The sequence below is a fragment of the Variovorax sp. OV329 genome (assembly GCF_900114785.1).
Lineage (GTDB): Bacteria > Pseudomonadota > Gammaproteobacteria > Burkholderiales > Burkholderiaceae_C > Variovorax.
The window spans coordinates 66,694-90,631 of record NZ_FOUG01000014.1; the positions used below are offsets into that span (position 1 = coordinate 66,694).

19 protein-coding genes are annotated in these 23,938 nt (G+C 67.1%); 11 read left to right on the forward strand and 8 right to left on the reverse strand.

Going from position 1 to position 23,938, the window contains the following annotated elements; genetic code table 11:
* The first annotated feature begins 10 nt into the window (after positions 1–10).
* The 5 genes from BM345_RS21200 to BM345_RS21220 all read left to right on the forward strand — a co-directional run bounded on the left by BM345_RS21200 (position 11) and on the right by BM345_RS21220 (position 5,764).
* On the forward strand, positions 11–1,003 hold the full coding sequence (locus BM345_RS21200; RefSeq protein ID WP_093383267.1) for a sialic acid TRAP transporter substrate-binding protein SiaP: 993 nt from the start codon (positions 11–13) through the stop codon (positions 1,001–1,003).
* Between the two features lie 118 nt (positions 1,004–1,121).
* A complete protein-coding gene (locus BM345_RS21205; protein ID WP_093383270.1) occupies positions 1,122–1,679 on the forward strand; it encodes a TRAP transporter small permease in 558 nt (185 codons plus the stop codon).
* A gap of 31 nt (positions 1,680–1,710) precedes the next feature.
* The gene (locus BM345_RS21210) at positions 1,711–3,105 is read left to right on the forward strand and encodes a TRAP transporter large permease (RefSeq protein ID WP_093383273.1); all 1,395 of its coding nucleotides are present in this window, start codon (positions 1,711–1,713) and stop codon (positions 3,103–3,105) included.
* Between the two features lie 23 nt (positions 3,106–3,128).
* On the forward strand, positions 3,129–4,655 hold the full coding sequence (locus BM345_RS21215) for a UxaA family hydrolase (protein WP_093383276.1): 1,527 nt from the start codon (positions 3,129–3,131) through the stop codon (positions 4,653–4,655).
* Positions 4,656–4,696: 41 nt separating this feature from the next.
* Positions 4,697–5,764, forward strand: a complete 1,068-nt coding sequence (locus BM345_RS21220; RefSeq protein WP_093383280.1) for a malate/lactate/ureidoglycolate dehydrogenase — start codon at positions 4,697–4,699, stop codon at positions 5,762–5,764.
* Positions 5,765–5,781: 17 nt separating this feature from the next.
* Here BM345_RS21220 and BM345_RS21225 read toward each other — a convergent pair whose 3' ends face one another.
* Together BM345_RS21225 and BM345_RS21230 are read right to left on the reverse strand one after the other, a co-directional pair.
* Entirely contained in the window at positions 5,782–6,771 is a 990-nt protein-coding gene (locus tag BM345_RS21225; RefSeq protein WP_093383283.1) for a 4-hydroxythreonine-4-phosphate dehydrogenase PdxA, read from the reverse strand.
* Positions 6,772–6,808: 37 nt separating this feature from the next.
* A complete protein-coding gene (locus tag BM345_RS21230) occupies positions 6,809–7,819 on the reverse strand; it encodes a Bug family tripartite tricarboxylate transporter substrate binding protein (RefSeq protein WP_254789875.1) in 1,011 nt (336 codons plus the stop codon).
* Positions 7,820–7,906: 87 nt separating this feature from the next.
* On the opposite strand from BM345_RS21230, the gene BM345_RS21235 reads away from it, so the two are divergent.
* Positions 7,907–8,848, forward strand: a complete 942-nt coding sequence (locus BM345_RS21235) for a LysR family transcriptional regulator (protein WP_175545100.1) — start codon at positions 7,907–7,909, stop codon at positions 8,846–8,848.
* A 119-nt stretch (positions 8,849–8,967) separates the two neighbouring features.
* Positions 8,968–9,435: a DUF2501 domain-containing protein gene (locus tag BM345_RS21240; RefSeq protein ID WP_093383289.1), complete on the forward strand. Its 468-nt coding sequence runs from the start codon at positions 8,968–8,970 to the stop codon at positions 9,433–9,435.
* A gap of 88 nt (positions 9,436–9,523) precedes the next feature.
* Here BM345_RS21240 and katG read toward each other — a convergent pair whose 3' ends face one another.
* Together katG and slmA are read right to left on the reverse strand one after the other, a co-directional pair.
* A complete protein-coding gene (katG, locus tag BM345_RS21245; RefSeq protein ID WP_093383292.1) occupies positions 9,524–11,767 on the reverse strand; it encodes a catalase/peroxidase HPI in 2,244 nt (747 codons plus the stop codon).
* 144 nt (positions 11,768–11,911) lie between these two features.
* Positions 11,912–12,568, reverse strand: a complete 657-nt coding sequence (gene slmA / locus BM345_RS21250; protein WP_093383295.1) for a nucleoid occlusion factor SlmA — start codon at positions 12,566–12,568, stop codon at positions 11,912–11,914.
* A gap of 123 nt (positions 12,569–12,691) precedes the next feature.
* On the opposite strand from slmA, the gene galE reads away from it, so the two are divergent.
* Positions 12,692–13,708: a UDP-glucose 4-epimerase GalE gene (galE, locus tag BM345_RS21255; RefSeq protein ID WP_093383298.1), complete on the forward strand. Its 1,017-nt coding sequence runs from the start codon at positions 12,692–12,694 to the stop codon at positions 13,706–13,708.
* Between the two features lie 33 nt (positions 13,709–13,741).
* On the opposite strand, the gene argB is transcribed toward galE, so the two are convergent.
* Positions 13,742–14,635: an acetylglutamate kinase gene (argB, locus tag BM345_RS21260; RefSeq protein ID WP_093383301.1), complete on the reverse strand. Its 894-nt coding sequence runs from the start codon at positions 14,633–14,635 to the stop codon at positions 13,742–13,744.
* A gap of 49 nt (positions 14,636–14,684) precedes the next feature.
* Complete coding sequence (locus BM345_RS21265; protein WP_093383304.1) at positions 14,685–15,785, reverse strand: MraY family glycosyltransferase; 1,101 nt, start codon at positions 15,783–15,785, stop codon at positions 14,685–14,687.
* Positions 15,786–15,834: 49 nt separating this feature from the next.
* Here BM345_RS21265 and BM345_RS21270 point away from each other — a divergent pair, with 49 nt between their 5' ends.
* Entirely contained in the window at positions 15,835–16,608 is a 774-nt protein-coding gene (locus BM345_RS21270) for a glycosyltransferase (RefSeq protein ID WP_093383307.1), read from the forward strand.
* A gap of 12 nt (positions 16,609–16,620) precedes the next feature.
* Here the strand turns inward: BM345_RS21270 and BM345_RS21275 are convergent, their stop codons facing one another.
* Both BM345_RS21275 and BM345_RS21280 read right to left on the reverse strand, forming a co-directional pair.
* Positions 16,621–17,643, reverse strand: coding sequence for a glycosyltransferase family 2 protein (locus BM345_RS21275; protein WP_175545101.1), 1,023 nt, complete (start codon positions 17,641–17,643; stop codon positions 16,621–16,623).
* Complete coding sequence (locus BM345_RS21280) at positions 17,640–19,772, reverse strand: glycosyltransferase family 4 protein (protein ID WP_254789877.1); 2,133 nt, start codon at positions 19,770–19,772, stop codon at positions 17,640–17,642. The genes BM345_RS21275 and BM345_RS21280 overlap by 4 nt, the downstream gene beginning before the upstream one ends.
* 112 nt (positions 19,773–19,884) lie before the next feature.
* Between BM345_RS21280 and BM345_RS21285 the strand changes: the two genes are divergently transcribed.
* Both BM345_RS21285 and BM345_RS21290 read left to right on the forward strand, forming a co-directional pair.
* Positions 19,885–20,229: a hypothetical protein gene (locus BM345_RS21285; RefSeq protein WP_093383310.1), complete on the forward strand. Its 345-nt coding sequence runs from the start codon at positions 19,885–19,887 to the stop codon at positions 20,227–20,229.
* A 1-nt stretch (position 20,230) separates the two neighbouring features.
* On the forward strand, positions 20,231–23,932 hold the full coding sequence (locus BM345_RS21290; RefSeq protein ID WP_093383312.1) for a glycosyltransferase: 3,702 nt from the start codon (positions 20,231–20,233) through the stop codon (positions 23,930–23,932).
* Positions 23,933–23,938 lie beyond the last annotated feature (6 nt).

Here is a 23,938-nt window from a genome sequence, read left to right on the forward strand (position 1 = left end):
GACAAGAAGCATGAAGAAACGCCTTGCCATCAAGACCCTGGCCGCCTGCGCGCTGGCCGCCGGTGCCCTGGGCACGCTGGGCAGCGCCCAGGCGCAGACCAAGCTCAAGTGGGCCCACGTGTACGAGACCTCCGAGCCCTTCCACAAGTACTCCGTGTGGGCTGCCGAGGAGATCAAGAAGCGCACCAACGGCCGCTACGACATCCAGGTCTTTCCGGCCTCCAGCCTGGGCAAGGAGGCCGACATCAACCAGGGCCTGACGCTGGGCACGGTGGACATCGTTCTCACAGGCGCCAGCTTCGCAGGCCGCAGCTACGCGCCGCTGGCGGTGTCCTACTTCCCCTTCATCTTCCGCGACGCCGAGCACCAGCTGAAGTACGCCAAGAGCGACGTGTTCAAGGAACTGGCGAAGGGCTACGACGACAAGACCGGCAACCACATCACCGCGCTGAACTACTACGGCGCGCGCCATGTCACCAGCAGCGCCGCCAAGCCGGTGGCCAAGCCCGAGGACATGAAGGGCCTGAAGATCCGCGTGCCCGACGCGCCGGCCTACCTGGCCTTCCCCAAGTCGCTGGGCGCCAACGCCACGCCCATCGCCTTTGCCGAGGTCTACCTCGCGCTGCAGAACGGCACGGTGGACGCGCAGGAGAACCCGCTGCCCACCATCGAGGCCAAGAAGTTCTTCGAAGTGCAGAAGAACATCTCGCTGACGGGCCACATCGTCGATTCGCTGCTGACAATCGTCTCGGGCCAGCTGTGGGGCAAGCTCTCGGCGGAGGACAAGAAGATCTTCAGCGACGTGATGCAGGAAGCCGCCGAGAAGACCGGCCGCGAGATCATCGCCTCCGAAGCCCGCCTGGTGGAAGAGTTCAAGAAGAAGGGCAACAACGTCATCACGGTGGACAAGAACGCCTTCCGCGAGGCGGTGCTCAAGAACACCAAGCCGACCGACCACGGCTACCGCCAGCAGGACTACGACCGGATCATCGCGATCCAGTGACTGCCCCGACTCTCGTTCGCTTCGCGTAGCCAGGGGGCAGCACCCGCGGACCGGCATCGCCGGTTCCGCGGTGTTTCCCGGACTGGCATCGCTTCGCTCGCTCTTCAAGTACTCAAGAATGACCGATCAGAAAATCATCGACGACGAAGGCCACTTCCATGCCGAGGACGAGGTGGTCGACCTCTCGGACACCATCTTCGAAGGCTGGCTGGCCCTGGCCCTGTTCTGGCTGCTCGGCCTCACGGTCTTCTACCAGTTCGTCACGCGCTACGTGCTCAACGACTCGGCCGCCTGGACCGAGGAGGTCGCCCGCTACATGCTGATCGGCGTGGTGTTCATCGGCGCGGCCATCGGCGTGTCCAAGAACACGCAGATCCAGGTCGACTTCTTCTACCGCTACATGCCTGGCGGCGTGGGCCGCTGGATGTCGCGCCTGGTCGACCTGATGCGCATCGCCTTCTTCGTGGCCGCGGTGGTCATGACGGTGCAGATGATGCTGAAGATCGGCAACCAGACCCGCATGACCATCGTCGACCTGCCGATGAACATCGTCTACGGCATGTGCCTGCTGGGCTTCGCGGCGATGGCCTGGCGCTCGCTGCAGGTGGCGCGGCTGCACTGGCGGCGGGGCTACAGCGTGCTGGAGCGGCCCGAGTCCGCGCTGGCCGACAGCTGACCCGACCCAAACCGACGAGAAAAAGAAAAGCATGCTCAAGATCTTCTTCCTGATCTTCATGGCCGGCGGCCTCCCGGTGGCCATCGCCATGGCCGGCGCCTCGCTGGTCTACATCCTGCTGTCGGACAACCTGCCGCCCTTCGTGGTGATCCACCGCATGGTCAGCGGCATCGACAGTTTTCCGCTGCTGGCGGTGCCCTTCTTCATCCTGGCCGGCAACCTGATGAACAACGCCGGCATCACCACCCGCATCTACAACTTCGCGCTGGCGCTGGTGGGCTGGCTCAAGGGCGGCCTGGGCCATGTGAACGTGCTGGGCTCGGTGATCTTCGCGGGCATGAGCGGCACGGCCATTGCCGACGCCGCCGGCCTGGGCACCATCGAGATCAAGGCCATGAAGGAGCACGGCTATGACACCGAGTTCGCCGTGGGCGTGACCGCGGCCTCGGCCACGCTGGGGCCGATCATTCCGCCCAGCCTGCCTTTCGTGATCTACGGAATGATGGCCAACGTATCGGTGGGCGCCCTCTTCCTGGCGGGCATCCTGCCGGGCGCGCTGATGGCCATCCTGATGATGCTGACGGTGGCCTACTACGCGCACCGCAACAAGTGGGGCGGCGACGTCAAGTTCTCCAGCACCCGCCTGTTCAAGGCGCTGAGCGAGCTGGCCGTGGTCATCGGCTGGCCGCTGATTCTGTGGGTGGTGGTGGACAAGCTGGGCGCGCCGGCGCAGATCACCGTGTTCATCGGCCTGGCGCTGCTTTTCGTGCTGGACAAGATCTTCAAGTTCGAGGCGCTGCTGCCCATCATGACGCCGGTGCTGCTCATCGGCGGCATGAGCACCGGCCTCTTCACGCCCACCGAGGGCGCGATCGCGGCCTGCGTGTGGGCCATGATCCTGGGCTTTGCCTGGTACGGCACGCTGAGCTGGAAGATGTTCGTGAAGGTGTGCCTGGACACCATCGAGACCACCTCCACGGTGCTCTTCATCGTGGCGGCCGCGTCCATCTTCGGCTGGATGCTCACCGCCACGGGCGTGACCACCGCCATTGCCAGCTGGGTGCTGGGCTTCACCAAGGAGGCCTGGGTGTTCCTGCTGCTGGCCAACCTGCTGATGCTTTTTGTCGGCTGCTTCCTGGAGCCCACCGCTGCCATCACGATCCTGGTGCCCATCCTGCTGCCCATCGCCACGCAGCTGGGCGTGGACCCGATCCACTTCGGCCTGGTGATGGTGCTCAACCTGATGATCGGCCTGCTGCACCCACCCATGGGCATGGTGCTCTTCGTGCTGGCGCGGGTGGCCAACCTGAGCTTCGAGCGGACCACCATCGCGATCCTGCCGTGGCTGGTGCCGCTGCTGCTGAGCCTGGCGGTGATCACCTACATCCCGTCGCTGGTTCTCTGGTTGCCGAAAATGTTCTTCTGACCCTTCCCAAGACGAATTCCACGATGAACCCCTTCATTCGCCTCCATCCCGCCGATGACGTGCTCATCGCGCGCAGCCAGCTGGTGGGCGGCACCCAGGTCGAGGGCGTCGCCGTCCGCGGCCTGATCCCGCCCGGGCACAAGGTCGCCGTGCACGCCATCGCGCAGGGCGCGCCGGTGCGCCGCTACAACCAGATCATCGGCTTCGCCAGCCGCCCCATCGAGCCCGGCGAGCACGTGCACACGCACAACCTCGACATGGGCCCGGACAAGGGCGACTTCGCACGCGACTACGCCTTCGGCGCCGACGTGAAGCCGGTGCCGGCGCGCCGCGAAGCCACCTTCATGGGCATCAAGCGCGCCGACGGGCGCGTGGCAACGCGCAATTACATCGGCGTGCTGACCAGCGTGAACTGCTCGGCCACCGCGGCGCGCGCCATCGCCGACCACTTCTCGCGCAAGACCAACCCGGGCGCCCTGGCGAACTACCCCAACGTCGACGGCGTGGTCGCCCTCACCCACGGCACCGGCTGCGGCATGGACACGCAGGGCATGGGCATGCAGATCCTGGAGCGCACGCTCACCGGCTACGCGACGCATGCCAACTTCGCCGGCGTGCTGGTGGTGGGGCTGGGCTGCGAGGCCAACCAGATCAACGCCTGGCTGGCCACCGGCCAGCTGGCGGAGGGAGAGAACTTCCGCACCTTCAACATCCAGGACACGGGCGGCACCGCCAAGACGGTCGACAAGGGCATCGCCCTCATCAACGAGATGCTGCCGCGTGCCAATGCGGTGAAGCGCGAGCCCTGCAGCGCCAGCCACATCACCATCGGCCTGCAGTGCGGCGGCTCGGACGGCTACTCGGGCATCAGCGCCAATCCGGCGCTGGGCGCGGCGGTGGACCTGCTGGTGGCGCACGGCGGCACGGCCATCCTGTCGGAGACGCCGGAGATCTACGGCGCAGAGCACCTGCTGACCCGCCGCGCGGTGCGGCGCGAGGTGGGCGAGAAGCTGGTGCAGCGCATCAAGTGGTGGGAGCACTACACCGAGATCAACGAGGGCGAGATGAACAACAACCCCTCGCCGGGCAACAAGGCCGGCGGGCTCACCACCATCCTGGAGAAGTCGCTGGGTGCGGTGGCCAAGGGCGGCACCAGCAACCTGGAGGCGGTGTACGAATACGCCGAGCCGGTGGACGCGCACGGCTTCGTCTACATGGACACGCCCGGCTACGACCCGGTCAGCGCCACCGGCCAGGTGGCGGGCGGTGCCAACATGATCTGCTTCACCACAGGCCGCGGCTCGGCCTACGGCTGCGCGCCCTCGCCTTCGCTCAAGCTGGCGACCAACTCCACGCTGTGGAAGCGGCAGGAGGAGGACATGGACATCAACTGCGGCGAGATCGTGGACGGCAGTGCGTCGATCCAGGAGATGGGGCAGCGCATCTTCGAGCTGGTGCTGGCGACCGCCTCGGGCGCGCACAGCAAGAGCGAACGGCATGGCTACGGCCAAAATGAATTTGTGCCGTGGCAAGTTGGCGCGGTCATGTAGCCCCGGACCCGCAACCACGATTCCCTTGATTCACTGAAGACATGTCACTCACCCTTCCCGCATCCCGACTCCGCACCCAGGTCGCGTCCATCATCGAAGGCACCGGCAGCTCGCCCGCCGAAGCCCGGCAGGTGGCCGACAACCTGGTGCTGGCCAACCTGAGCGGCCACGACTCGCACGGCATCGGCATGGTGCCGCGCTACGTGGACGCGGCGGCCGAGGGCGGCCTGAAGCCCAACTCGGGCGTCAAGGTCGTGCTGGACACCGGCGCGCTGCTCACGCTCGACGGCCAGCGCGGCTACGGCCAGATCGTGGGCGTGCAGGCCATGGAACTGGGCATCGCGCGCGCCAAGGCGCATGGCAGCTGCATCATGACGCTGGGCCAGGCGCATCACCTGGGCCGCATCGGCCACTTCGCCGAGATGGCGACGGCGCAGGGCCTGGTGTCCATGCACTTCGTCAACGTGCTCTCGCGGCCCGTCGTGGCGGCCTGGGGCGGCGGCGATGGGCGCTTCGGCACCAACCCCTGCTGCATCGGCATTCCGCTGCCCGGCGCCGAGCCCTTCCTGCTGGACTTCGCCACCAGCCGCGTGGCGCAGGGCAAGATGCGCGTGGCCTACAACAAGGGCGAGAAGGTGGCGCCCGGCCACCTGATCGACGAGAACGGTGCGCCCACAGACGACCCCGGCGTGGTGGTGGTGCCGCAGTCCAACGGCCTGTTCGGCGCGCTGATGACCTTCGGCGAGCACAAGGGCTACGGCATGGCGGTGGCCTGCGAGCTGCTGGGCGGCGCGCTCACCGGTGGTGGCACCTGGCACCGGCCGGCGGACACGGCGCGCACGGTGCTCAACGGCATGCTCACGGTGCTGATCGACCCAGCCAAGCTGGGCACGCAGGCGGCGTTCGAGACCGAGGCCCGCGCCTTCGTCGACTGGTTGCGCCAGAGCCCGCCCGGCGCCGGCTTCGACGAAGTGCAGATCGCCGGCGAGCCCGAGCGCAAGGCCCGCGCGGCGCGCGAGCGTGACGGCATCTGGGTGGACGACGCGACCTGGAGCGAGATCATGGCGGCCGGCGCCAAGGTGGGCGTGCGCATCACCTCGGCGGACTGACGCCGCTGGCGGGGCCCTCAGGCTTGGGCCATCCGCACGCAGATCTCGAAGGCGCGCTGCAGGCCTTCGACGTTCGCCACGCCCTTGCCCGCGATGTCAAAGGCACTGCCGCTGGCGCAGGTGGCCACCGGCACCGGTAGCCCGCCGTGCAGCGTGACGCCCTCCTCGAAGCCCATGAGCTTCATCGCGATCTGGCCCTGGTCGTGGTACATCGAGACCACCGCATCGAAGTCGCCGCGGCGCGCGCCGATGAAGACCGTGTCGGGTGAATAGGGGCCGCGCGCGTCCACCCCCTGCTGCTGCAAGGCACGCACCGCCGGCTCGATGATCTCAATCTCCTCGCGGCCGATGGAGCCGCCGTCGCCCGCGTGCGGGTTCAGCCCCGACACCGCGATGCGCGGCGATGCCACGCCGGCGCTGCGCAGTGCGTCGTGGATGATGCACACCGCGTCATGGATGGCCGGACCCGTGATGAGGCTTGCCACGTCCTTGAGCGGCACGTGCGAGGTCACGCGAGAAGTCCACAGCTTGCCGGTGATGTTGAATTCGCAGACGAAGCCGTGCACGTCCAGCCGCTCCTGCATGTAGCGCAGCTCGTCTTCCTGCGTGAGCCCGCCCAGGCGCAGCGAATGCTTGTTGAAGGGCGCAAAGACGATGCCGCCCAGCTTCTTGCCCCGCACCGCATCGGTGGCCAACTGCAGGGCCTCGAAGGCAGCGCGGCCCGAGTGCTCGTTCGATTCGCCCAGCACGGGCGCACGGCCCTGCAGCGTGTGCTGCGCCAAAAGGCTCGGCCGGCCGGGCTCGAAGCGCAGCGCATCGATGCTTTGCACCGGCAGCGCATCGAGCCGGTGGCCGGCGATGCGCTCGCCGCTTTCCAGGGCGAGCGGGTCGGCGATCAGCAGCAGTTGCGCCGCATCGAGGTTCTGCGGGCGGGCCAGCAGCTTCACGGCCAGTTCGGGACCAATGCCGCTGGCATCGCCCAGCAGCACCGCAATCGTGGGTTTCATCTTGTTTCTTCCTGATGGGATGGGTGCCTGCGTGCGTTCACTCGGCCCGCATGCCGGTGTCGCGCACCAGCTTGCCGTAGCGCGCGAACTCGGCGCGGTTCATGTCGGCGAAGGGGGTCACGCCCATCACCGTGATTTCGCCGCCCAGGCTCTTGATGCGCTCCTGCACATCGGGCATGGCCAGGGCCTGCGTGAGGGTGGCGGCCAGCCGGTCGACCGCCGGCCGAGGTGTGCCGGCGGTGACGAACAGGCCATACCAGGTGTTGACGTCCGCGCCGCTGACGCCGGATTCGGCCAGCGTGGGCACGTCGGGCATCTCGGCCGCGCGCTTGGGCGCGGCCACCGCCAGCGCGCGGAACTTGCCGGCGCGGATCTGGCCCATGGCCGAGGAGGTGCTGTCGAACATCATCTCGACCTGGCCGCCGATGATGTCCAGGTGGGCCTGCGAACTTCCGCGATAAGGCACGTGCACGGCCTTCGTGCCGGTGACCAGGGCAAAGGCCTCGCCCGCCACATGCTGCGTGCTGCCGATGCCCGAGGAGGCGTAGCGGAAGGTGCCGGGGCTGGCGCGCATGGCGGTGATCAGCTCCTGCACGTTGCGCCAGGGCGCGTTCGCCGGCACCACCAGCACGTTGGGCATCACCGCCACGAGGCCGATGGGCTGAAGGTCCTTGAGCGGGTCGTACTTGAGCTTGAGCAGGTGGGGCGCCACCGCCTGCCCGGTGTTCGTGGCCAGCAGCAGCGTGCTGCCGTCGGGCGGCGCATGGGCCGTCAGGTCCGCCGCAATGGTGTTGGACGCGCCGGGCCGGTTCTCCACGACCACCGGCTGCCCCAGCGCGGGACTGAACTTGTCGGCCAGCAGGCGCGCCAGGATGTCGGTGCCGCCGCCCGGGGAGGCGCCCACCATGATGCGCAGGGCCTTGTCGGGATAGGCGGTCTCCGCCGCGAGCGCGAGCAGCGGCGCCGGCGTGAGCAGGATGGCAGCAAGGCCGCGCAAGGCGGCCCGGCGTGGCGGGCACTGGATGGTCATGGGGCTTGTCTCCGTCATGTTCTTTTCTGGATCGCCAGTCCAGCTTAGGGATGTCCGCCATTCCCATCCAATCAATTGTTCTGAAGGATCCATATCCAACGGTATATGAGCGAAAACCTGCCCGGCCTCTCGTCCCTTCGCCTGCTGCTGCGCCTGCGCACGCGGCAATGGGTGCTGCTGGCGCTGCTGGACCAGCACCGCAACCTGGGCCGGGCCGCTGCCGCCATGAACATCAGCCAGCCGGCGGCCACCAAGCTGCTGCAGCAGCTGGAAGAGACTTTCGCCGTGCCGCTGTTCACCCGCGTGGCCCGCGGCATGACGCCCACACCCTATGGCGAGGCGCTGGTGCGCCATGCACGCTGGGTGCTGACCGATTTCGGCGTGGTGTGCGAGGAAATCGAGGCCCTGCGATCGGGCCTGAGCGGCTCGCTGCGCATCGGCAGTGTGCCCGGCGCGGTGCCCGAGTTGCTGGCGCCGGCGCTGGTGGACTTCCAGCGCCAGCACGAGCGCGTGGCGGTGAGCGTGGTGGTGGACACCAGCGACGTGATGCTGCGCCAGCTGGCCCGCGGCGAGGTGGACCTGATGCTGGGCCGGCTCACCGAGGACCACAGCGCCGAGGACTTCGACTGCGTGCCGATGCTGGGCGAGGCGCAGGTGGTGGTGGTGCGGAAGGGGCATCCGCTGCTGCGGCGCAAATCGGTGATCAGCCTGCACGACCTGGTGGCCTGGCCCTGGCTGCTGCAGCCGCCAGGCTCGCCCCAGCGCAGCCGTTTCGAGGCGGCGCTTCGCGAGGCGGGCATCCAGGAGCGGCTGCGCGTCACCGAGACCGCATCGCCCATCGCCATGACGGCGCTGCTGGAGCATTCGGACATGGCGGCCGTGATGCCTGCATCCCAGGCGGCGCACTACACGCGCCTGGGCCTTTTGCGCGTGCTGCCAGCCGAGGTGCCGATGCGCGTGCCGCCGATCTACCTGATCACGCGGCGTGCGCGCAGCGTCTCGCCGGCGGCGGTGGCCTTCATTTCGGCCCTTCGCCCGCGCAGTTGAAGCCCTCCACGAACTGTTTCAAATGCCGCCGGCGCGCTGCCTTTGCGCTGCGCTAAGGTGGGCCCACGGCTCGCGCGCACAGTGCGTGCGGCCGTTCATCTGTACCAAAAGAGGTCTCCATGAACAAGATCCATTGGCAGCGTTTTGCACATCCCGCCCTGCTGGCCGCCGTCGCCAGCACCGCCATGGCCTTCGCGCAGGCACAGAGCCTGGATACGCTCAAGGGCATGGCCGGTGGCGCCACGGGCGGCAGCAGCAGCGGCGGCGGCCTGGGCGCACTGGGCGGTGCGCTCGGTGGCGGCTCCCTGTCGTCGGGCAGCATGGGCAATGCGGCCGGCATCATCGAGTACTGCCTGAAGAACAAGTACCTCAGCGGCGGCGGCGTCAGCCAGGTCCAGGACGGCCTCCTGGGCAAGATGCCCGGCGGCCAGGCGGCTGCCAAGCAGGACAGCGGCTACCTCGACGGCGCCAAGGGCCTGCTCACCGGCAGCGACGGCAAGAAGACCGACCTGACGAGCGGGCTGACCGATCCGATCAAGAAGCAGGCCTGCGAAATCGTGCTCAAGCAGGCGCAGTCGATGCTCTGATCAGAAAAAAAGCCGATCAGGCTTGCGCTGGATGCGCGGCCCGATCGGCGTTTCGAACGAGGCCCCGCAGGGCCCCAGGAGCAAAGGATCAGAAGCGGCCCAGGTTCATCACCTTGGCCCAGGCGGCGACGAAGTCCTTCACGAACCTGTCCTGCCCATCCGCGCTTGCATAGACCTCGGCCAGCGCACGCAACTGCGAGTTGGAGCCGAAGATCAGGTCCACCCGCGTGGCCGTGCCCTTGGCGGCGCCGGACTTGCGGTCCTTGCCTTCGAACAGGTTGCCGTCGCCGGCCACTGGCTTCCACTCGGTCCCCATGTCCAGCAGGTTGACGAAGAAGTCGTTGGTGAGCGCGTTCTCCTTCGTGCCGAACACGCCGTGCCTGGCACCGCCGACGTTCGTGCCCAATGCGCGCATGCCGCCGACAAGCACCGTCATCTCGGGCGCCGTGAGCGTCAGCAGCTGGGCCTTGTCCACCAGCAGGGCTTCTGCCGGGACGCTGTAGCGGGCCTTCAGGTAGTTGCGGAAACCGTCGGCCACCGGCTCGAGCACCTTCTGCATCTCGACGTCGGTCTGGGCCTGCGTGGCATCGCCGCGTCCCGGCGTGAAGGGCACGCTGACGGTGACGCCGGCGTTCTTGGCCGCCTGCTCCACGCCGGCATTGCCGGCCAGCACGATCAGGTCGGCGATCGACACCTTCTTGCCGCCCGCGCCACTGAACTCGGCCTGGATGCCTTCCAGCTTCTTGAGCACCTTGGCCAGTTGCTCCGGCTGGTTGGCCGGCCAGTCCTTCTGCGGCGACAGGCGTACGCGGGCACCGTCGGTGCCGCCGCGCATGTCCGAGCCGCGATAGGTGGAGGCCGAGGCCCAGGCAGTGGAGACCAGCTCGGGCACGGTCAGGCCGCTGCTCAGCACCTTGTCCTTGAGCGTGGCGGCGTCCTTCTCGTCGATGAGCGGGTGGTCGACCTTGGGGATCGGGTCCTGCCACAGCAGCTCTTCCTTGGGCACCTCAGGGCCGAGGTAGCGGGACACCGGGCCCATGTCGCGGTGCGTGAGCTTGAACCAGGCGCGCGCGAAGGCATCGGCGAACTGGTCGGGGTTCTCCATGAAGCGGCGCGAGATCTTCTCGTAGGCCGGGTCCATGCGCAGCGACAGGTCGGTGGTGAGCATGGTGGGCACCAGCTTCTTGGACGGGTCGTGCGCGTGCGGAATGGTCGGGCCGGCGCCCTTGGCCACCCACTGCTGCGCGCCGGCCGGGCTCTTGCTAAGCTCGTACTCGTAGCCGAACAGGTTCCAGAAGAAGTTGTTGCTCCACTTGGTGGGCGTGGTGGTCCAGGTCACTTCCAGGCCGCTGGTGATGGTGTCGGCGCCCTTGCCGCTGCCGAACTTGTTGCGCCAGCCCAGGCCCTGCAGCTCGATCTCGGCGCCCTCCGGCTCGGGCCCCACGTTGTCGGCAGGCGCCGCGCCGTGGGTCTTGCCGAAGGTGTGGCCGCCGGCGATGAGGGCCACGGTTTCCTCGTCGTTCATGGCCATGCGGCCGAAGGTGTCGCGGATGTCCTTGGCCGCGGCGATGGGGTCGGGCTTGCCGTCCGGTCCCTCGGGGTTGACGTAGATCAGGCCCATCTGCACGGCGGCCAGCGGGTTCTCCAGGTCGCGCGTGTGGGGCTTCTGGCTGTTGTCGTCGGTGACCAGCACGCCTTCGTCCTCTGGCTTCTCGACGCCTTCGGAGCCGACGGAATAGCGCGCGTCGCCACCCAGCCAGGTGGTCTCGCGGCCCCAGTACACGTCATGGTCGGGCTCCCAGGTGTCGGGGCGTCCGCCGCCGAAGCCGAAGGTCTTGAAGCCCATGGATTCCAGCGCCACGTTGCCCGTGAGGATCATCAGGTCGGCCCAGGAGATCTTGCTGCCGTACTTCTGCTTGATGGGCCACAGGAGGCGCCGCGCCTTGTCCAGGCTCACGTTGTCGGGCCAGCTGTTGAGCGGCGCGAAGCGCTGCTGGCCGCGGCCACCGCCCCCACGCCCGTCACCGGTGCGATAGGTGCCCGCGCTGTGCCAGGCCATGCGGATGAACAGAGGACCATAGTGGCCGAAGTCGGCCGGCCACCAATCCTGCGAGTCGGTCATCAGCGCATGCAGGTCCTTCTTGAGGCCCGCGTAGTCCAGGCTCTTGAATTCCTTGGCGTAGTCGAAATCCGTCCCCATCGGATTGGACTTGGCCGAGTGCGTGTGAAGCAGGTCCAGGCGCAGCTGGTTGGGCCACCAGTCCAGGTTGGTCGTTCCGCGGCCGGTGGTGTGATGGAAGGGGCACTTGGCTTCTGTCTTCTCATTGCTCATGACACGGCTCCTATCGTGGTTGGGGGCTGCCATTTTGTGGGCCCCTCCGCGAAACGGGAATGACGTTTGGCTATGCCCTGCATAGCCTGTCTCTGTGTCCAGAAAGCCGCCGGGGAAGCCGCCCCGGCGCCGCGCCGCCAGGCGCTAGAGCATCAGCTCGACGGAGGCCTCGAGGTACTCCGAGGGCAGACGCTTGAAGCCCGAGCGAGCGAAGCGCTGCAGGCGACCCACCGCGAATGCGGTGAGCGCGGAGGCGCGCACCTGCGCGTCCACCGTCGGGGTGGCCGAGCCGTCGGCAGCCGCCACCTCGCGCAGCGACTGGCGCAGGGTGGACTCGATCTTGTCGAAGAACTGGTTCATGCGCTGCTGCAGGCGCTCGTTCTCGAACACCAGCGCATCTCCCACCATCACACGGGTCATGCCGGGGTTCTTCTCGGCGAACTGCAGCAGCATGGCGATGATGCGCGCGGCCTTGCTGCTGCCTGCAGCGCCGGACTCGGGCGCGGGCTGATCCAGGATCTGGTTCACGAGGCTGAAGACGCTCTGCTCGATGAAATCGATCAGGCCTTCGAACATCTGCGCCTTGCTGGCGAAGTGCCGATACAGCGCCGCCTCGCTCACCTCCAGGCGCGCAGCCAGCGCGGCCGTGGTGACGCGTTCGGCGCCGGGCTGCTCCAGCATGGCCGCCAAGGCCTGCAGGATCTGCACGCGGCGCTCGCCGGGCTTGGGCCGCTTGCGCGTGACTGGAGCGGCTTCCTCGGCGCCGGAGGACGGGGCGGAGGCACTGGTCTGATCGTTCATGGGCGACCACAAAAATGTAATTAAATGATTCTCGCACGGCGCAGTGAGTGCGTGCGTTCCGGGTCAACCCCGTGACTTCGCGCAGAATCTTCTTCTTTTAGCCTGAGCCTACGGGCGGATGCCATGAAGATTAGCGTTTTGGTGACAGGGGGCGCCGGCTACATCGGCAGCCATACGTGCATCGCGCTGGCCGAGGCCGGCTTCACGCCGATCATCCTCGACAACTACGGCAACAGCAGCCCCAAGGTGATGGAGCGGCTGGCGCGCATCACGGGGCAGGCGGCACCGCTGGCGATCGAAGGCGACGTGCGCGATCGCGCCCTCCTCGACCGGCTCTTTGCGGAGCACGAAATCGGCGCCGTGATCCACTTTGCAGGCCTCAAGGCGGTCGGTGATTCGGTGGCCGATCCGTTGTCTTATTACGACAACAATGTCTATGGCAGCCTGGTTTTGGCGGCTGCCATGCGCTCGGCGGGCGTGCGGACGCTGATTTTCTCGTCCTCGGCCACGGTGTACGGCGAGCCGGACGAGTCCCCCATTCCCGAGGATGCGCCCACCCGCCCGGCCAACCCCTACGGACGCTCCAAGCTGATGGTGGAGGAGGCCTATGGCGACCTCGGCCGCTCGGAGCCGGGCTGGCGCATCGCCCTGCTGCGCTACTTCAACCCCGTGGGCGCCCACGAGAGCGGCCTGATCGGCGAGCACCCCCAGGGCAAGCCGAACAACCTGATGCCCTTCGTGAGCCAGGTGGCGGTGGGCCAGCGCCCGCACCTGACGGTGCACGGCGGCGACTACCCCACGCCGGACGGCACCGGCGTGCGCGACTACGTGCACGTCATGGACCTGGCCGAGGGACACGTCGCGGCCCTGCGCCATGCGCTGGCGCACGAGGGCCTTTTGACCCTCAACCTGGGCACCGGACGCGGCGGGTCGGTGCTGGACGTGGTGGCGGCCTTCGAGCGCGCCTGCGGCAAGTCGGTGCCACGGGTGATCGGCCCGCGCCGGCCCGGCGACGTGCCCGCCTACTGGGCTGACCCCTCGGCCGCCAAGGCGGTGCTGGGTTGGGAGGCCCGCCGCAGCCTGGACCAGATGTGTGCGGACAGCTGGCGCTGGCAGAGCGGGAACCCGAACGGGTATTGAGACCGTCGCAGGTCGAGCAGCGCCGGGGCTGGGCTACCTTGCCCGGATCATGGTTCCGTAGGCCTGCTCGGTCAGGATTTCCAGCAGCATCGCGTGCGGCACCCGCCCGTCGATGATGTGCACCGCGTTCACGCCGCTCTTGGCAGCATCGAGCGCCCCTTCGATCTTGGGCAGCATGCCGCCCGAGATGGTGCCGTCGGCGAACAGGTCGTCGATCTCGCGGGCCGACAGGTTGGTCAGCAAGTTGCCGTTCTTGTCCAGCACGCCCGGGGTGTTGGTCAGCAGCATCAGCTTCTCGGCCTTGAGCACGGTGGCCAGCTTGCCGGCCACCACGTCGGCGTTGATGTTGTAGCTCTCGTTCTCCTCGCCGAAGCCGATCGGGCTGACCACGGGGATGAATGCGTCGTCCTGCAGGGCCTTCACCACGCCCGGGTCGATGGAGACGATGTCGCCCACCTGGCCGACGTCATGGTGCAGGTTGGGGTCGTTGCGGTCGGCCATCTTGAGCTTCTGGGCGCGGATGAGGCCGCCGTCACGGCCGGTGAGGCCCACCGCCTTGCCACCGGCCTGGTTGATCAGGCCGACGATGTCCTGCTGCACCTCGCCGGCCAGCACCCACTCGACCACCTCCATGGTCTCGGCGTCGGTCACGCGCATGCCCTGGATGAAACTGCCCTTCTTGCCCAGCTTGTTGAGCGCCGCCTCGATCTGCGGGCCGCCGCCGTGCACCACCACCGGGTTCATGCCCACCAGCTTGAGCAGCACCACGTCCTCGGCGAAGTCGGCCTGCAGAGCCGGGTCGGTCATGGCATTGCCGCCGTACTTGATGACGATGGTCTTGCCGTGGAACTTGCGGATGTAGGGCAGCGCCTGCGCCAGGATCTCGGCCTTGTCGCGCGGCGGGATGTTGAGGACGGGATCGGTCATGGGAAGCGGTCCAGGTTGAAAGGGGGTTGGGCGGATTGTCGGTGCTTGCTCAGCCGGCGATGTCGCGCAGCCAGCGCGGCACCTTGAAGCGCACGATCATGAGGTAGGCCGACACGTAGGTGGCGATGAACAAGACCGTGAAGAGCATCAGCCAGTAGGTCCGATTCCAGAACAGCACCGCCGGCACCACGGACAGGCCCGACAGCACCCAAAGATAGGGCGAAGTGCGGTTGTTGCGTGACAGCAATTGCCGCGCCTCGTCGTCATGCACCGCCACACGGACGATGCGCCTGAAGATCAGCTGGTGAAAGTGCAGCGCATCGGCCATGCCGGGCGACTGGCCGCGCGCCACCTTGCGGTAGATGGAGAAGAAGGTCTCCCACACCGGGTAGATGAGCAGCAGCATCGGGAACCAGGGCGACACGGTACCGTGGCGCCGCACCAGCGTGACGCAGGCCAGCGCGATGACCATGCCCCAGACGTAGGCGCCGCCGTCGCCGGCGAAGATCTTCCCGCGCGGGTAGTTCCACACCAGGAAGCCGCCGGTGGCGCCCAGGAGGCACAGGACCATGGCAGCCAGTTGGCGGTCGCCCAGTTGCAGGGAGACGTGAGAGATGGCCAGGCAGACGATGACCGCCACCGTGCCGGCCAGGCCGTTGTAGCCGTCGATGATGTTGAAGGCGTGCGGCAGGCCGCCGATGGCCAGCGCGGCGAAGAGCATGCCCGCGTACGGGATGGCCCGCAGCCAGCCATCGACGATGGGCAGGCCGGTGCGCTCCAGGCTCAGGTCGAGCACGTAGCAGAGCAGCACCGCCGAGCCGATGGTCAGGCCCAGGCGCCAGCGCACCGCCACGCGCTGCGTGACGTCTTCCACCACGCCGCTCAGTACGGCGGGCGCCAGGCACAGCAGGGTCAGGGCCGAGATCTTGAGCGGCCAGTAGACGTTGACCACGTCGATCACCCCGGCCGCCAGCCAGGCCGCCCCCATCCCGATGAAGATGCCGGCACCCCCCAGCCGAGGCACGTGGCCGGCATGAAAGCGCTGCGGCATGTCCTTGCCGTAGCGGCGCGCATGGCGGCGGGCCCGCCGCATGATGCCGAGCACGGCCAGGGCGGCGACGAGGAAGCTGATGACGATCAGTGCAAGCATGAAGAAGGCGCGGCGGGGATTTCCCTAGAATTTCGGGCGAAATTAGACCATGCCAAGCACCACATCAGCCCGCACCGCCAAGCCCGTCACCGTGTCGATCGTCAGCCATGGGCAGCTGGAGATGATCCTGCCCCTGCTGGAGCAGCTGGACCGGTTCAGCGCCGGCCTGCTGGACAAGGTGGTGCTGACGCACAACCTGCCGGAGCCGGACCTGCTGGCGGGGCGGCATTTCGGCTTCGAGGTGCAGCGGATCCACAACTCGGTACCCCTGGGCTTTGGGGCCAACAACAACCAGGCGTTCAAGCACTGTGCGTCCGACTGGTTCCTGGTGCTGAATCCGGACATCCGCTTCGACGGCGAGGTGCTGGCGCCGCTGATCGGGCAGGCCGGGCCTCGCGCGGGACTGATGGCGCCGCGGATCCTGGAGCCGGGGCGTACGGAGCCGGAACAGCACCGGCGGATCATCACGCCGCTGGAGATCCTGACGCGGCGGCGGCCGGGGTATCCGATTCCGGACGCGCCGGATTGGATTCCGGGGCTGTTCATGCTGTTTCGCAGCGAGGCGTTCCGGGAGATCGGGGGGTTCGATGACCGGCGGTACTTCATGTACGGCGAGGACTTCGATGTGTGCGCGCGGCTGCGGCTGGCGGGGTGGCAACTGCAGATCGGGGAGGCGCTGCGGGTTCGGCACGAGGCGCAGCGGGCGAGCCGGACGAGCTGGCGGCACCTTTGGTGGCATGTGACTAGCTTGCTGAAGCTTTGGGGGTCGGGGGTGTTTTGGCGGTTGTGGTCGATGGCCGCCAAGACCTCTCGCGCAGGCTAGCGGCGGCGAGCCTCACGGTGCCGCGAGCAGGTCGCGGATGGCCCCTTCGATGCCGTAGTCGTACCTGGCGTAACGGCCCGACGCCAACTCCAGGGCGATCGGGAAGGCGCGCGCCAGCCTGAGGCGCGGCAGGGCCGCACGATGGCGTTGATGCGCGAGCTTCTTGCGAGCGCTTTCCAGGGCACCCGGCGCGATCTTGTCGCCAAGCACCTCGAGTCGCGCAACCAGCGCCTGGGCGCGAGCGCTTCGCCTGGCCGCGTCGTCGCCGCGCGGCGCCAGGGCCTTGTCGATCTTGGACTTGAGGCCCAGCCGCCGGGCACCCACCTGGTTGGCGCCATGCTGGCGGTAGTCGATGGAGCTCCACTCCAGCACCTCGACGCCTCCCGTCGCGGCCGCCAACACGCCCAGCCATTCGTCGTGAAGCCATTCGGGCGGGAAAGGCAGTGCATGGTCGAGCAGCGAGCGCCGGAATGCGGCGGTGGCGCCGGTCACCAGATTGCGTCGGAGCAGCACATCGAAGCCCTTGCCACCATGGATGCCCGCCAGTTCGTCTCGCGTCACGGAAAGCGACTCGAAGAGCGTCACGCCCAACGGATGGCCTTGCGAATCGACGAGCCGGGCATCGGTGTGGACCAGGCTGGGCAGGCGCCCCGCATGCATGGCGTCCATCAGGCGGCGCGCCTTTTCCGGGTGCCAGATGTCGTCCTGATCGCACAAGGCGATGAACTCGCCCTCGCAGGCTTCAATCGCCTGCTCGAAGTTACGAGTGATACCCAGGGACTTTTCGTTATGCAGCACGCGCAAGCGAGGCACCGCGTGGGGGTCGGACGCCCAAGCCTCGTGCGCCTGGCGAGCGATGGCCACGCAGTCGTCACGCGACGCGTCGTCCGACAAGACGATCTCGTCGGGAAGCAGCGTCTGTTCGCAAATGCTCCGAATCTGCTGCGCGATATAGCGGGCGCCGTTGTAGGTACATAGCGCCACAGACAGCAGCGGCGTGCTTGGCGGCTTGCTGCTGCGGACAGGAGTGGTCAATTCTTTCGTTCCTTGCGGAGCGCCTCGATCTCTGCCAGGCGCGCGGCGAAGCGTTGCCCAGCGGCTTGCAGCGACAGGCTTGCTTCCGCACTCGCCTTGCCGCGCAGCCCCAGCTCACGCGCACCTGGCTGGTCGTCATAGAGGCGGCGCATGTGGGCGGCCGCGTGGTCTTCGGAGGGCTCGGCCCACTGCAGGTGCGCGTCGTAAGGCGGAATCGGCCATCCCAGCCGTTTGAGCTTGTAGTCGACGAGCAGGCTGTTGCTCTGATTCATGAAGTCGACGTTGCCAGAGAAGTTCGTGGCGATCACCGGCTTGCCCAGCAGCATGGCCTCGGCCATGGTCAGCCCGAGGCCTTCGCTGCGGTGCAGGGAGACGTAGGCATCGCAGGCCTCGATCAGGGCCAGCACGGCATCCGGGCTGTACACCTCGTCGATGATGCGGATGTTGGCGCCCTTGGCCGCCTCGCGCAGCTCGCGGATCTGCTCGGGGTAGCGCTCGCCGTAGGAGGTCTTGAGCACCAGACAGGCGTTGTCCGCCGCGGTGAATGCCTTCCTGAAGGCGCGGATGAGCCCCAGCGGGTTCTTGCGCTCCATCACGCTCATCATGTGGAAGGTGAAAAGGAAGGTGTAGGGCGCCTCGTCCAGGCCGAAGGATGACTTGCTCCGCTTCTCGAATGGCGCCAGCTTCACCCCCGGGAACAGGGTGCGGACCGGCACCTTGAGGCGCTCGCGCAGGCCCTGGGCGACGAATTCGGTAGCGGCCCAGACCTCGTCGACCTGCCTGGCCTTGGCGACCCACAGGTCGGGGATCTGCGCGAACTCCCAGTACCAATAGGCGACCCGATAGGTGCGCTGCTTACGCGGCGCGAGTTGCGCCCGCTCGAAGGCCGAAGTGAAATACGGGTCGGGCTGCACGTGGATGACGGTCGTGTCGTAGACCTCGGTGCCGCCGAAGCGGGCATGGTGCGGATCATCCTTGACGTCGGTCACCATGTCGCGCTCGGAGATTGGCGTGCCCGCGCTGCGCATTGAATCGGCCATCGACTCGATCGAAATGCGAAGGCCCGATGGATAGCAGAAGTGCCCCAACAGATTGAAGCCGGCTTGCGTCAGCTCGCCCGACACGACGCTGGCGTCGAGTTCGCGGCACCAACCGCGGTTGGCTTCGGGCAAACCTGCTTCGGGCGAAGCCAACCATGCCAGTAATGCTGCAGCGGCGGCGGGCTCGTCCAACGCCTGCGGATGGGTAGTGCGCCAGTGCGCGCGCGACTCGTAGGCAATGCGGATCTGCACCGCAGGCGATTCGACTATGGGCCACCGCACCGGATCCGTCCACGGCCCGTCGACGCCATACTCCGTGCGGAACCAGGCCGCGAACTCCCAGCAGCCGAAAACGGTGGTGCCGTCGGGATGGCGGGACTGCCACGCCGGCGCGAAGGACCAGGAGGCGAGCAACTCGCGCTCGGGGTGGGCGGCTGCGTCGAGGAAAAGCCACCAGACCTCCTCCATGCTCAGTCTGGCCTGCTGGCGCCCCACAAGGACGAACCACTTGAAGATGGCCGCCGATCCGGCCGGTGTCAGGCCATGCGGAAAGATGGAGGCCAGATGAAGGTTCGCCAGAAAGGCCTGGCGCGGCTTGTCAGCCAGCCGCGCATCCAGCGCCGCGACCAAGCGCGGGAGAACCGGCGCCGCGATTCCCAACTCGACGGCGCCATCAGCTTGCAGCCATTGGCCGAACGCGCCTGCGCTTCCCTCGGATAGCGCATCGGGGAAGCGCTCGCGCAGGTCTGTGCGACGGCGCCAGAGATCGACGAGGTAGCGCGCGCCCGAGGCGGTATCCGTCACGTCGCACGGCTGAAGCGCCGGCCAAAAAAGATCGGGTGGTGTCGAGCCGACAGCGCTGCAGACGGACGCGTCGTCGAACCAATCGATGCTCGCGGGCGCCGGGATTACTTCCCCGCGAGCCCGGGCGGCGACGCGAACACGCTCGATCTCGGTCCACGGAACGAGGCTGGCGAGCGACGCGGCCTGCGCGCCTCGAATGCGCCTGGCCTGCACGCGCTCGCGCAGCCACCAGGGCGTGATCATCCAGTACAGGCCCTTGACGAACCCAATCAGGCGCATATTCATCTGTATTCAACTATCGAGTGCTTCCCGAGCGCCACGCCTGGGCGGTCGGTCGGACGATCTGTGTTCGAGTCATCGGGGCGTGCTTCGCCCCGCCCCGGGCCGCACCCATAGAATGAGCGCGAGCAAACAGGCCCTGCGTTCGTGCGGGGCCGACGACGACAAAATGATACAGACCCCCACCTTCCGCGATGCGCTGGCAAGCCTGAAGTCAGCGGCAAAGAACAAGACGAAGGCCGCGATCCGCATCGGCGCCCGGATCGCCGTCAAGATTCCGGCACTCAAGAAAATCCTAGTCGACAGCGTCAAGCGGTTTCCCGGCCTGGACCGCCGCATGCGCGCGGCGGTGAACCCGTTCGACGCGGCGAACGTGCGTCGAGCTTCTGGCCCCAGCGATCTCTCGCCAGCTGCCCAGGCCGTTCTGCGACGCCTGCATCCTAAAGCGCCCAGGAACCCCTGAAATGCGCATCGTCATTGATCTGCAAGGCGCGCAGTCCAGCGGCAGCCGGAATCGCGGCATCGGCCGCTACACCAATGCCCTTTCGCTTGGCATCGCCGAACTGGCACGATCCAGGCACGAATTGATCTTCGCGCTCAACGGCCAATTCGACGAAGCCATCGAGGAAATCAGGCAGCGATTCGCGGGACTGGTTGAGCCGCACAACTTCCGCGTCTGGAATCCACCCGCCTACGGCCAGCTCGCCAGCGCCGGCGGCAGGCGCGCCAACGAGAAGCTCTATGAGGGCTTCCTGGCCAGCCTCGAGCCGGACGTGGTCCTCATTGCCAGCCTGTTCGAAGGTTTGAGCGATGCGGCCGTCACGAGCATCGGCGCCTTCGCGCGGCTTCGAACCGCCACTGTGCTGTACGACCTCATTCCGCTGATCAACGCCAAGCCCTACCTCGACAATGCCCCGGTACGCGAGTGGTATCTGCGCAAGGTAGCCGCGCTGCGGCGCGCGGACATGTGGTTTGCCATCTCCGAATCCTCTCGCCAGGAGGGCATCCGGTATCTGGGCCTGGATCCGCTGCGCTGTATCAACGTGTCGACGGCGGCAGATCCACAGTTCCGGATCGAAGACGTTCCGGCGCAGAGAGCGCAGGACCTTCGCCAGCAATATGGCCTCCAGCGCCCCTTCGTCATGTACACGGGCGGGATCGACCTGCGCAAGAACATCGAAGGGCTGATCCGTGCCTTTGCCCTGCTGCCTGCGACGTTGCGCGAGAACTACCAACTGGCCATCGTCTGCTCAGCGCGCAGCCAGGACAAGCAGACCCTGCTGGATCTCGCGCGTGCCGAGGGCCTCGCCGACGGCGATGTGGTCGTCACCGGATTCGTCCCCGACGACGATCTCGTGACGCTCTACAACCTGTGCCACCTCTTTGTCTTCCCGTCCTGGCACGAAGGATTCGGCCTGCCCGCGCTGGAAGCGATGAACTGTGGCGCCGTGGTTTTGGGCGCGAACACCTCGAGCGTCCCAGAAGTGATCGGCCGCAGCGACGCCCTGTTCGATCCGCACGATCCGAAGGCCATGGCCATCAAGATCGGGCAGGGGCTGACGGACGAGGCATTTCGCAATGACCTGTGCAAGCACGCGCTGACGCAAGCCAGGAAATTCAGCTGGCGCCAATCGGCGCAGAAGGCACTAGACGGACTCGAGCGCCTGAAGGACCTGGAAATCGAGGCGCCACAGCTCAGCCTGCAGGGCGTGCGGCCGCGCCTGGCCTATGTCTCGCCGCTCCCGCCGGAGCGCAGCGGCATCGCCAACTACAGCGCGGAACTGGTCCCCTACCTGGCCAAGTACTACGACATCGAATTGATCAGTGACTTGCCCGCGGTGGACGACGGCATGCTGTCGGCGAACTTCCCGGTACGTTCCACCGCATGGTTTCGCGAGAACCCGCGTCAATTCGATCGCGTGCTCTATCACTTCGGAAACTCGGAATTCCACCAGCACATGTTCGAACTGCTGGCGGAAGTCCCCGGCGTGGTGGTGCAGCACGACTTCTTTCTCAGCGGACTGCAGTCGTACCTCGAGGACAAGCGCAAGAATCCTCTGGCATGGGTGCAGTCCCTGTACGCATCGCACGGCTATGCACCGCTCGCGGAGCGATTTGCATCCCAGGACGGCGCTGCCAAAGTCCTTTTCAAGTACCCGGCCAGCTTCGACGTCCTCGCTCTGGCACAGGGCGTGGTAGTCCATTCCCTCCACGCCATCGACCTCGCCCGCAAGTGGTTTGCCCCTGACGTATCCCGACATTGGGCCATGGTCCCCCTCCCGCGCACGCTCAAACAAGTGGACGCGCATGCCCGTGTTCGCCTTCGCGCGGAGTTGGGCCTGGCGGACGACGACTTCATGGTGTGCACGTTCGGCATCATCGGCGCCACCAAGCTGAGCCTGCGGCTGATCGAGGCATGGCAAGCCTCCCCGCTATCGAGATCGGCGAAGTGCCATCTGGTGTTCGTCGGCAACAACGACGCCGGCCCCTACGGTAAGGAAGTGGCGCAAGCCCTTGCATCGGCCGCCGAGGGCAGCATTCGGATCACGGGATGGGCGAGCAACGAGATGTTCGAGAAGTACCTCGCGGCCTCCGACCTGGCGGTGCAATTGCGAACCCAGTCCCGTGGCGAGACCTCGGCGACCGTGCTAGACACGCTGAGCCATGGCGTGGCGACGATCGTGAATGCCAGCGGCTCGATGGCCGACTTGCCCGACAGCGCTGTGTGGAAGTTGCCGGAGGAGTTCTCGAAAGAGCAACTGACGCAGGCGCTGATCACCCTCTGGTCGGAACCGCTGGCGCGGTCCGAGCTCGCGGCCCGTGGGCGGCAACTCATCGAGTTCAATCACACCCCTGCCGAGTGCGCGCGCAGGTACTTCGAAGCCATCGAGATGTCGGCGGCACGCGCCGCCGGTGGCCGCGATGGGCTGGTGTCCGCGATCCGGGCCGACTGGGAATCGAGTCCCGATACCGCCACCGCCGGTGACGCGCCAGTGGTCGCACAGGCGATTGCCGACAGCCTGCCGCTGCCGGCTCCGGCCAGGCAGCTGCTCGTCGACGTCTCTGAACTGGTCCAGCGTGATGCATCGACCGGAATCCAGAGCGTGGTCAAGGGACTTCTGCGCGAGTTGCTCGAATCTCCGCCCGCGGGATTTCGCGTCGAGCCGGTCTATGCCGTTCGGGGCGAGCTCGGTTACCGGTATGCGCGGCAGTTCACGCTCGAGTTCCTCGGCTGCCCCCGCACCATCCTGGTCGACCTACCGATTGATGCCCGCGCGGGCGACCTCTTTGTCGGCCTGGACCTGGAGCCGCGAATCGTCCTGGCGCAGCGTGCGTTCTACCGGCGGATGCGCCAGCGCGGCGTCCGAGTCGAATTCGTGGTGTACGACCTGCTGCCGATCCTGCTGCCCGACCGTTTCATGAATGGCGCCGAAGAACTGCATGCGAAGTGGCTCGGCGTGGTGGCCGAGAACGACGGCGCCTTGTGCATTTCGCGCTCGGTTGCCGATGAGTTGCGCCACTGGGTGGCGACGGACGAGCGCGCCGGTCGGCCCCGTCCCGGCTTCGCCATCGGGGCATTTCATCTGGGCGTGGACGACCTGCCCAAGCGGGAAAAGCAGGAGTCGGACTGGGACGCCAAGCTGCAGGCCGCGGTAGCCAGCCGGCCGACCTTCCTGATGGTCGGGACCATCGAGCCTCGGAAGGGCTATGCCCTCGTTCTCGACGCCTTCGACCGCCTGTGGGCCCGCGGCCTTGACGTCAACCTTGTCCTTGTCGGCCGGGAAGGCTGGATGGTCGATGCGCTGGTCAAGACGCTGAAGGCGCATCCCCGGCTTGGCAAGCAACTGTTCTGGATCGAGCGCGCCGACGATGCGATGCTCGACCGACTCTATGCGGCGGCGTCCTGCCTGATCGCGGCGTCGGAGGGCGAAGGGTTCGGCCTTCCGATCATTGAGGCTGCGCAGCGCGGCCTTCCCGTGCTTGCGCGGGACATTCCGGTGTTCCGCGAGGTGGGCGGCGACGGCGCAACCTATTTCGGGGGCGATCCAGACAGCCTGGCGCACGTGGCCGCCAATTGGCTCGCGGACCGCCGGCCAGCTTCCACCCGCTACTTGTCCTGGCGGGAGAGCGCCGAACAGTTCAAGCAGGCGCTGCGGATCACATAGGTCGCG

Bases quoted from the DNA above. Each gene is read 5' to 3' on its own strand.
- slmA (WP_093383295.1), bottom strand. From the start codon at position 12,568: ATGAACGATCAGACCAGTGCCTCCGCCCCGTCCTCCGGCGCCGAGGAA.
- BM345_RS21270 (WP_093383307.1), top strand. From the start codon at position 15,835: ATGCCAAGCACCACATCAGCCCGCACCGCCAAGCCCGTCACCGTGTCG.
- katG (WP_093383292.1), bottom strand. From the start codon at position 11,767: ATGAGCAATGAGAAGACAGAAGCCAAGTGCCCCTTCCATCACACCACC.
- BM345_RS21220 (WP_093383280.1), top strand. From the start codon at position 4,697: ATGTCACTCACCCTTCCCGCATCCCGACTCCGCACCCAGGTCGCGTCC.
- galE (WP_093383298.1), top strand. From the start codon at position 12,692: ATGAAGATTAGCGTTTTGGTGACAGGGGGCGCCGGCTACATCGGCAGC.
- BM345_RS21240 (WP_093383289.1), top strand. From the start codon at position 8,968: ATGAACAAGATCCATTGGCAGCGTTTTGCACATCCCGCCCTGCTGGCC.
- BM345_RS21225 (WP_093383283.1), bottom strand. From the start codon at position 6,771: ATGAAACCCACGATTGCGGTGCTGCTGGGCGATGCCAGCGGCATTGGT.
- BM345_RS21285 (WP_093383310.1), top strand. From the start codon at position 19,885: ATGAGCGCGAGCAAACAGGCCCTGCGTTCGTGCGGGGCCGACGACGAC.
- BM345_RS21215 (WP_093383276.1), top strand. From the start codon at position 3,129: ATGAACCCCTTCATTCGCCTCCATCCCGCCGATGACGTGCTCATCGCG.
- BM345_RS21200 (WP_093383267.1), top strand. From the start codon at position 11: ATGAAGAAACGCCTTGCCATCAAGACCCTGGCCGCCTGCGCGCTGGCC.
- BM345_RS21210 (WP_093383273.1), top strand. From the start codon at position 1,711: ATGCTCAAGATCTTCTTCCTGATCTTCATGGCCGGCGGCCTCCCGGTG.
- argB (WP_093383301.1), bottom strand. From the start codon at position 14,635: ATGACCGATCCCGTCCTCAACATCCCGCCGCGCGACAAGGCCGAGATC.
- BM345_RS21265 (WP_093383304.1), bottom strand. From the start codon at position 15,785: ATGCTTGCACTGATCGTCATCAGCTTCCTCGTCGCCGCCCTGGCCGTG.
- BM345_RS21280 (WP_254789877.1), bottom strand. From the start codon at position 19,772: ATGAATATGCGCCTGATTGGGTTCGTCAAGGGCCTGTACTGGATGATC.
- BM345_RS21230 (WP_254789875.1), bottom strand. From the start codon at position 7,819: ATGACGGAGACAAGCCCCATGACCATCCAGTGCCCGCCACGCCGGGCC.
- BM345_RS21235 (WP_175545100.1), top strand. From the start codon at position 7,907: ATGAGCGAAAACCTGCCCGGCCTCTCGTCCCTTCGCCTGCTGCTGCGC.
- BM345_RS21205 (WP_093383270.1), top strand. From the start codon at position 1,122: ATGACCGATCAGAAAATCATCGACGACGAAGGCCACTTCCATGCCGAG.
- BM345_RS21290 (WP_093383312.1), top strand. From the start codon at position 20,231: ATGCGCATCGTCATTGATCTGCAAGGCGCGCAGTCCAGCGGCAGCCGG.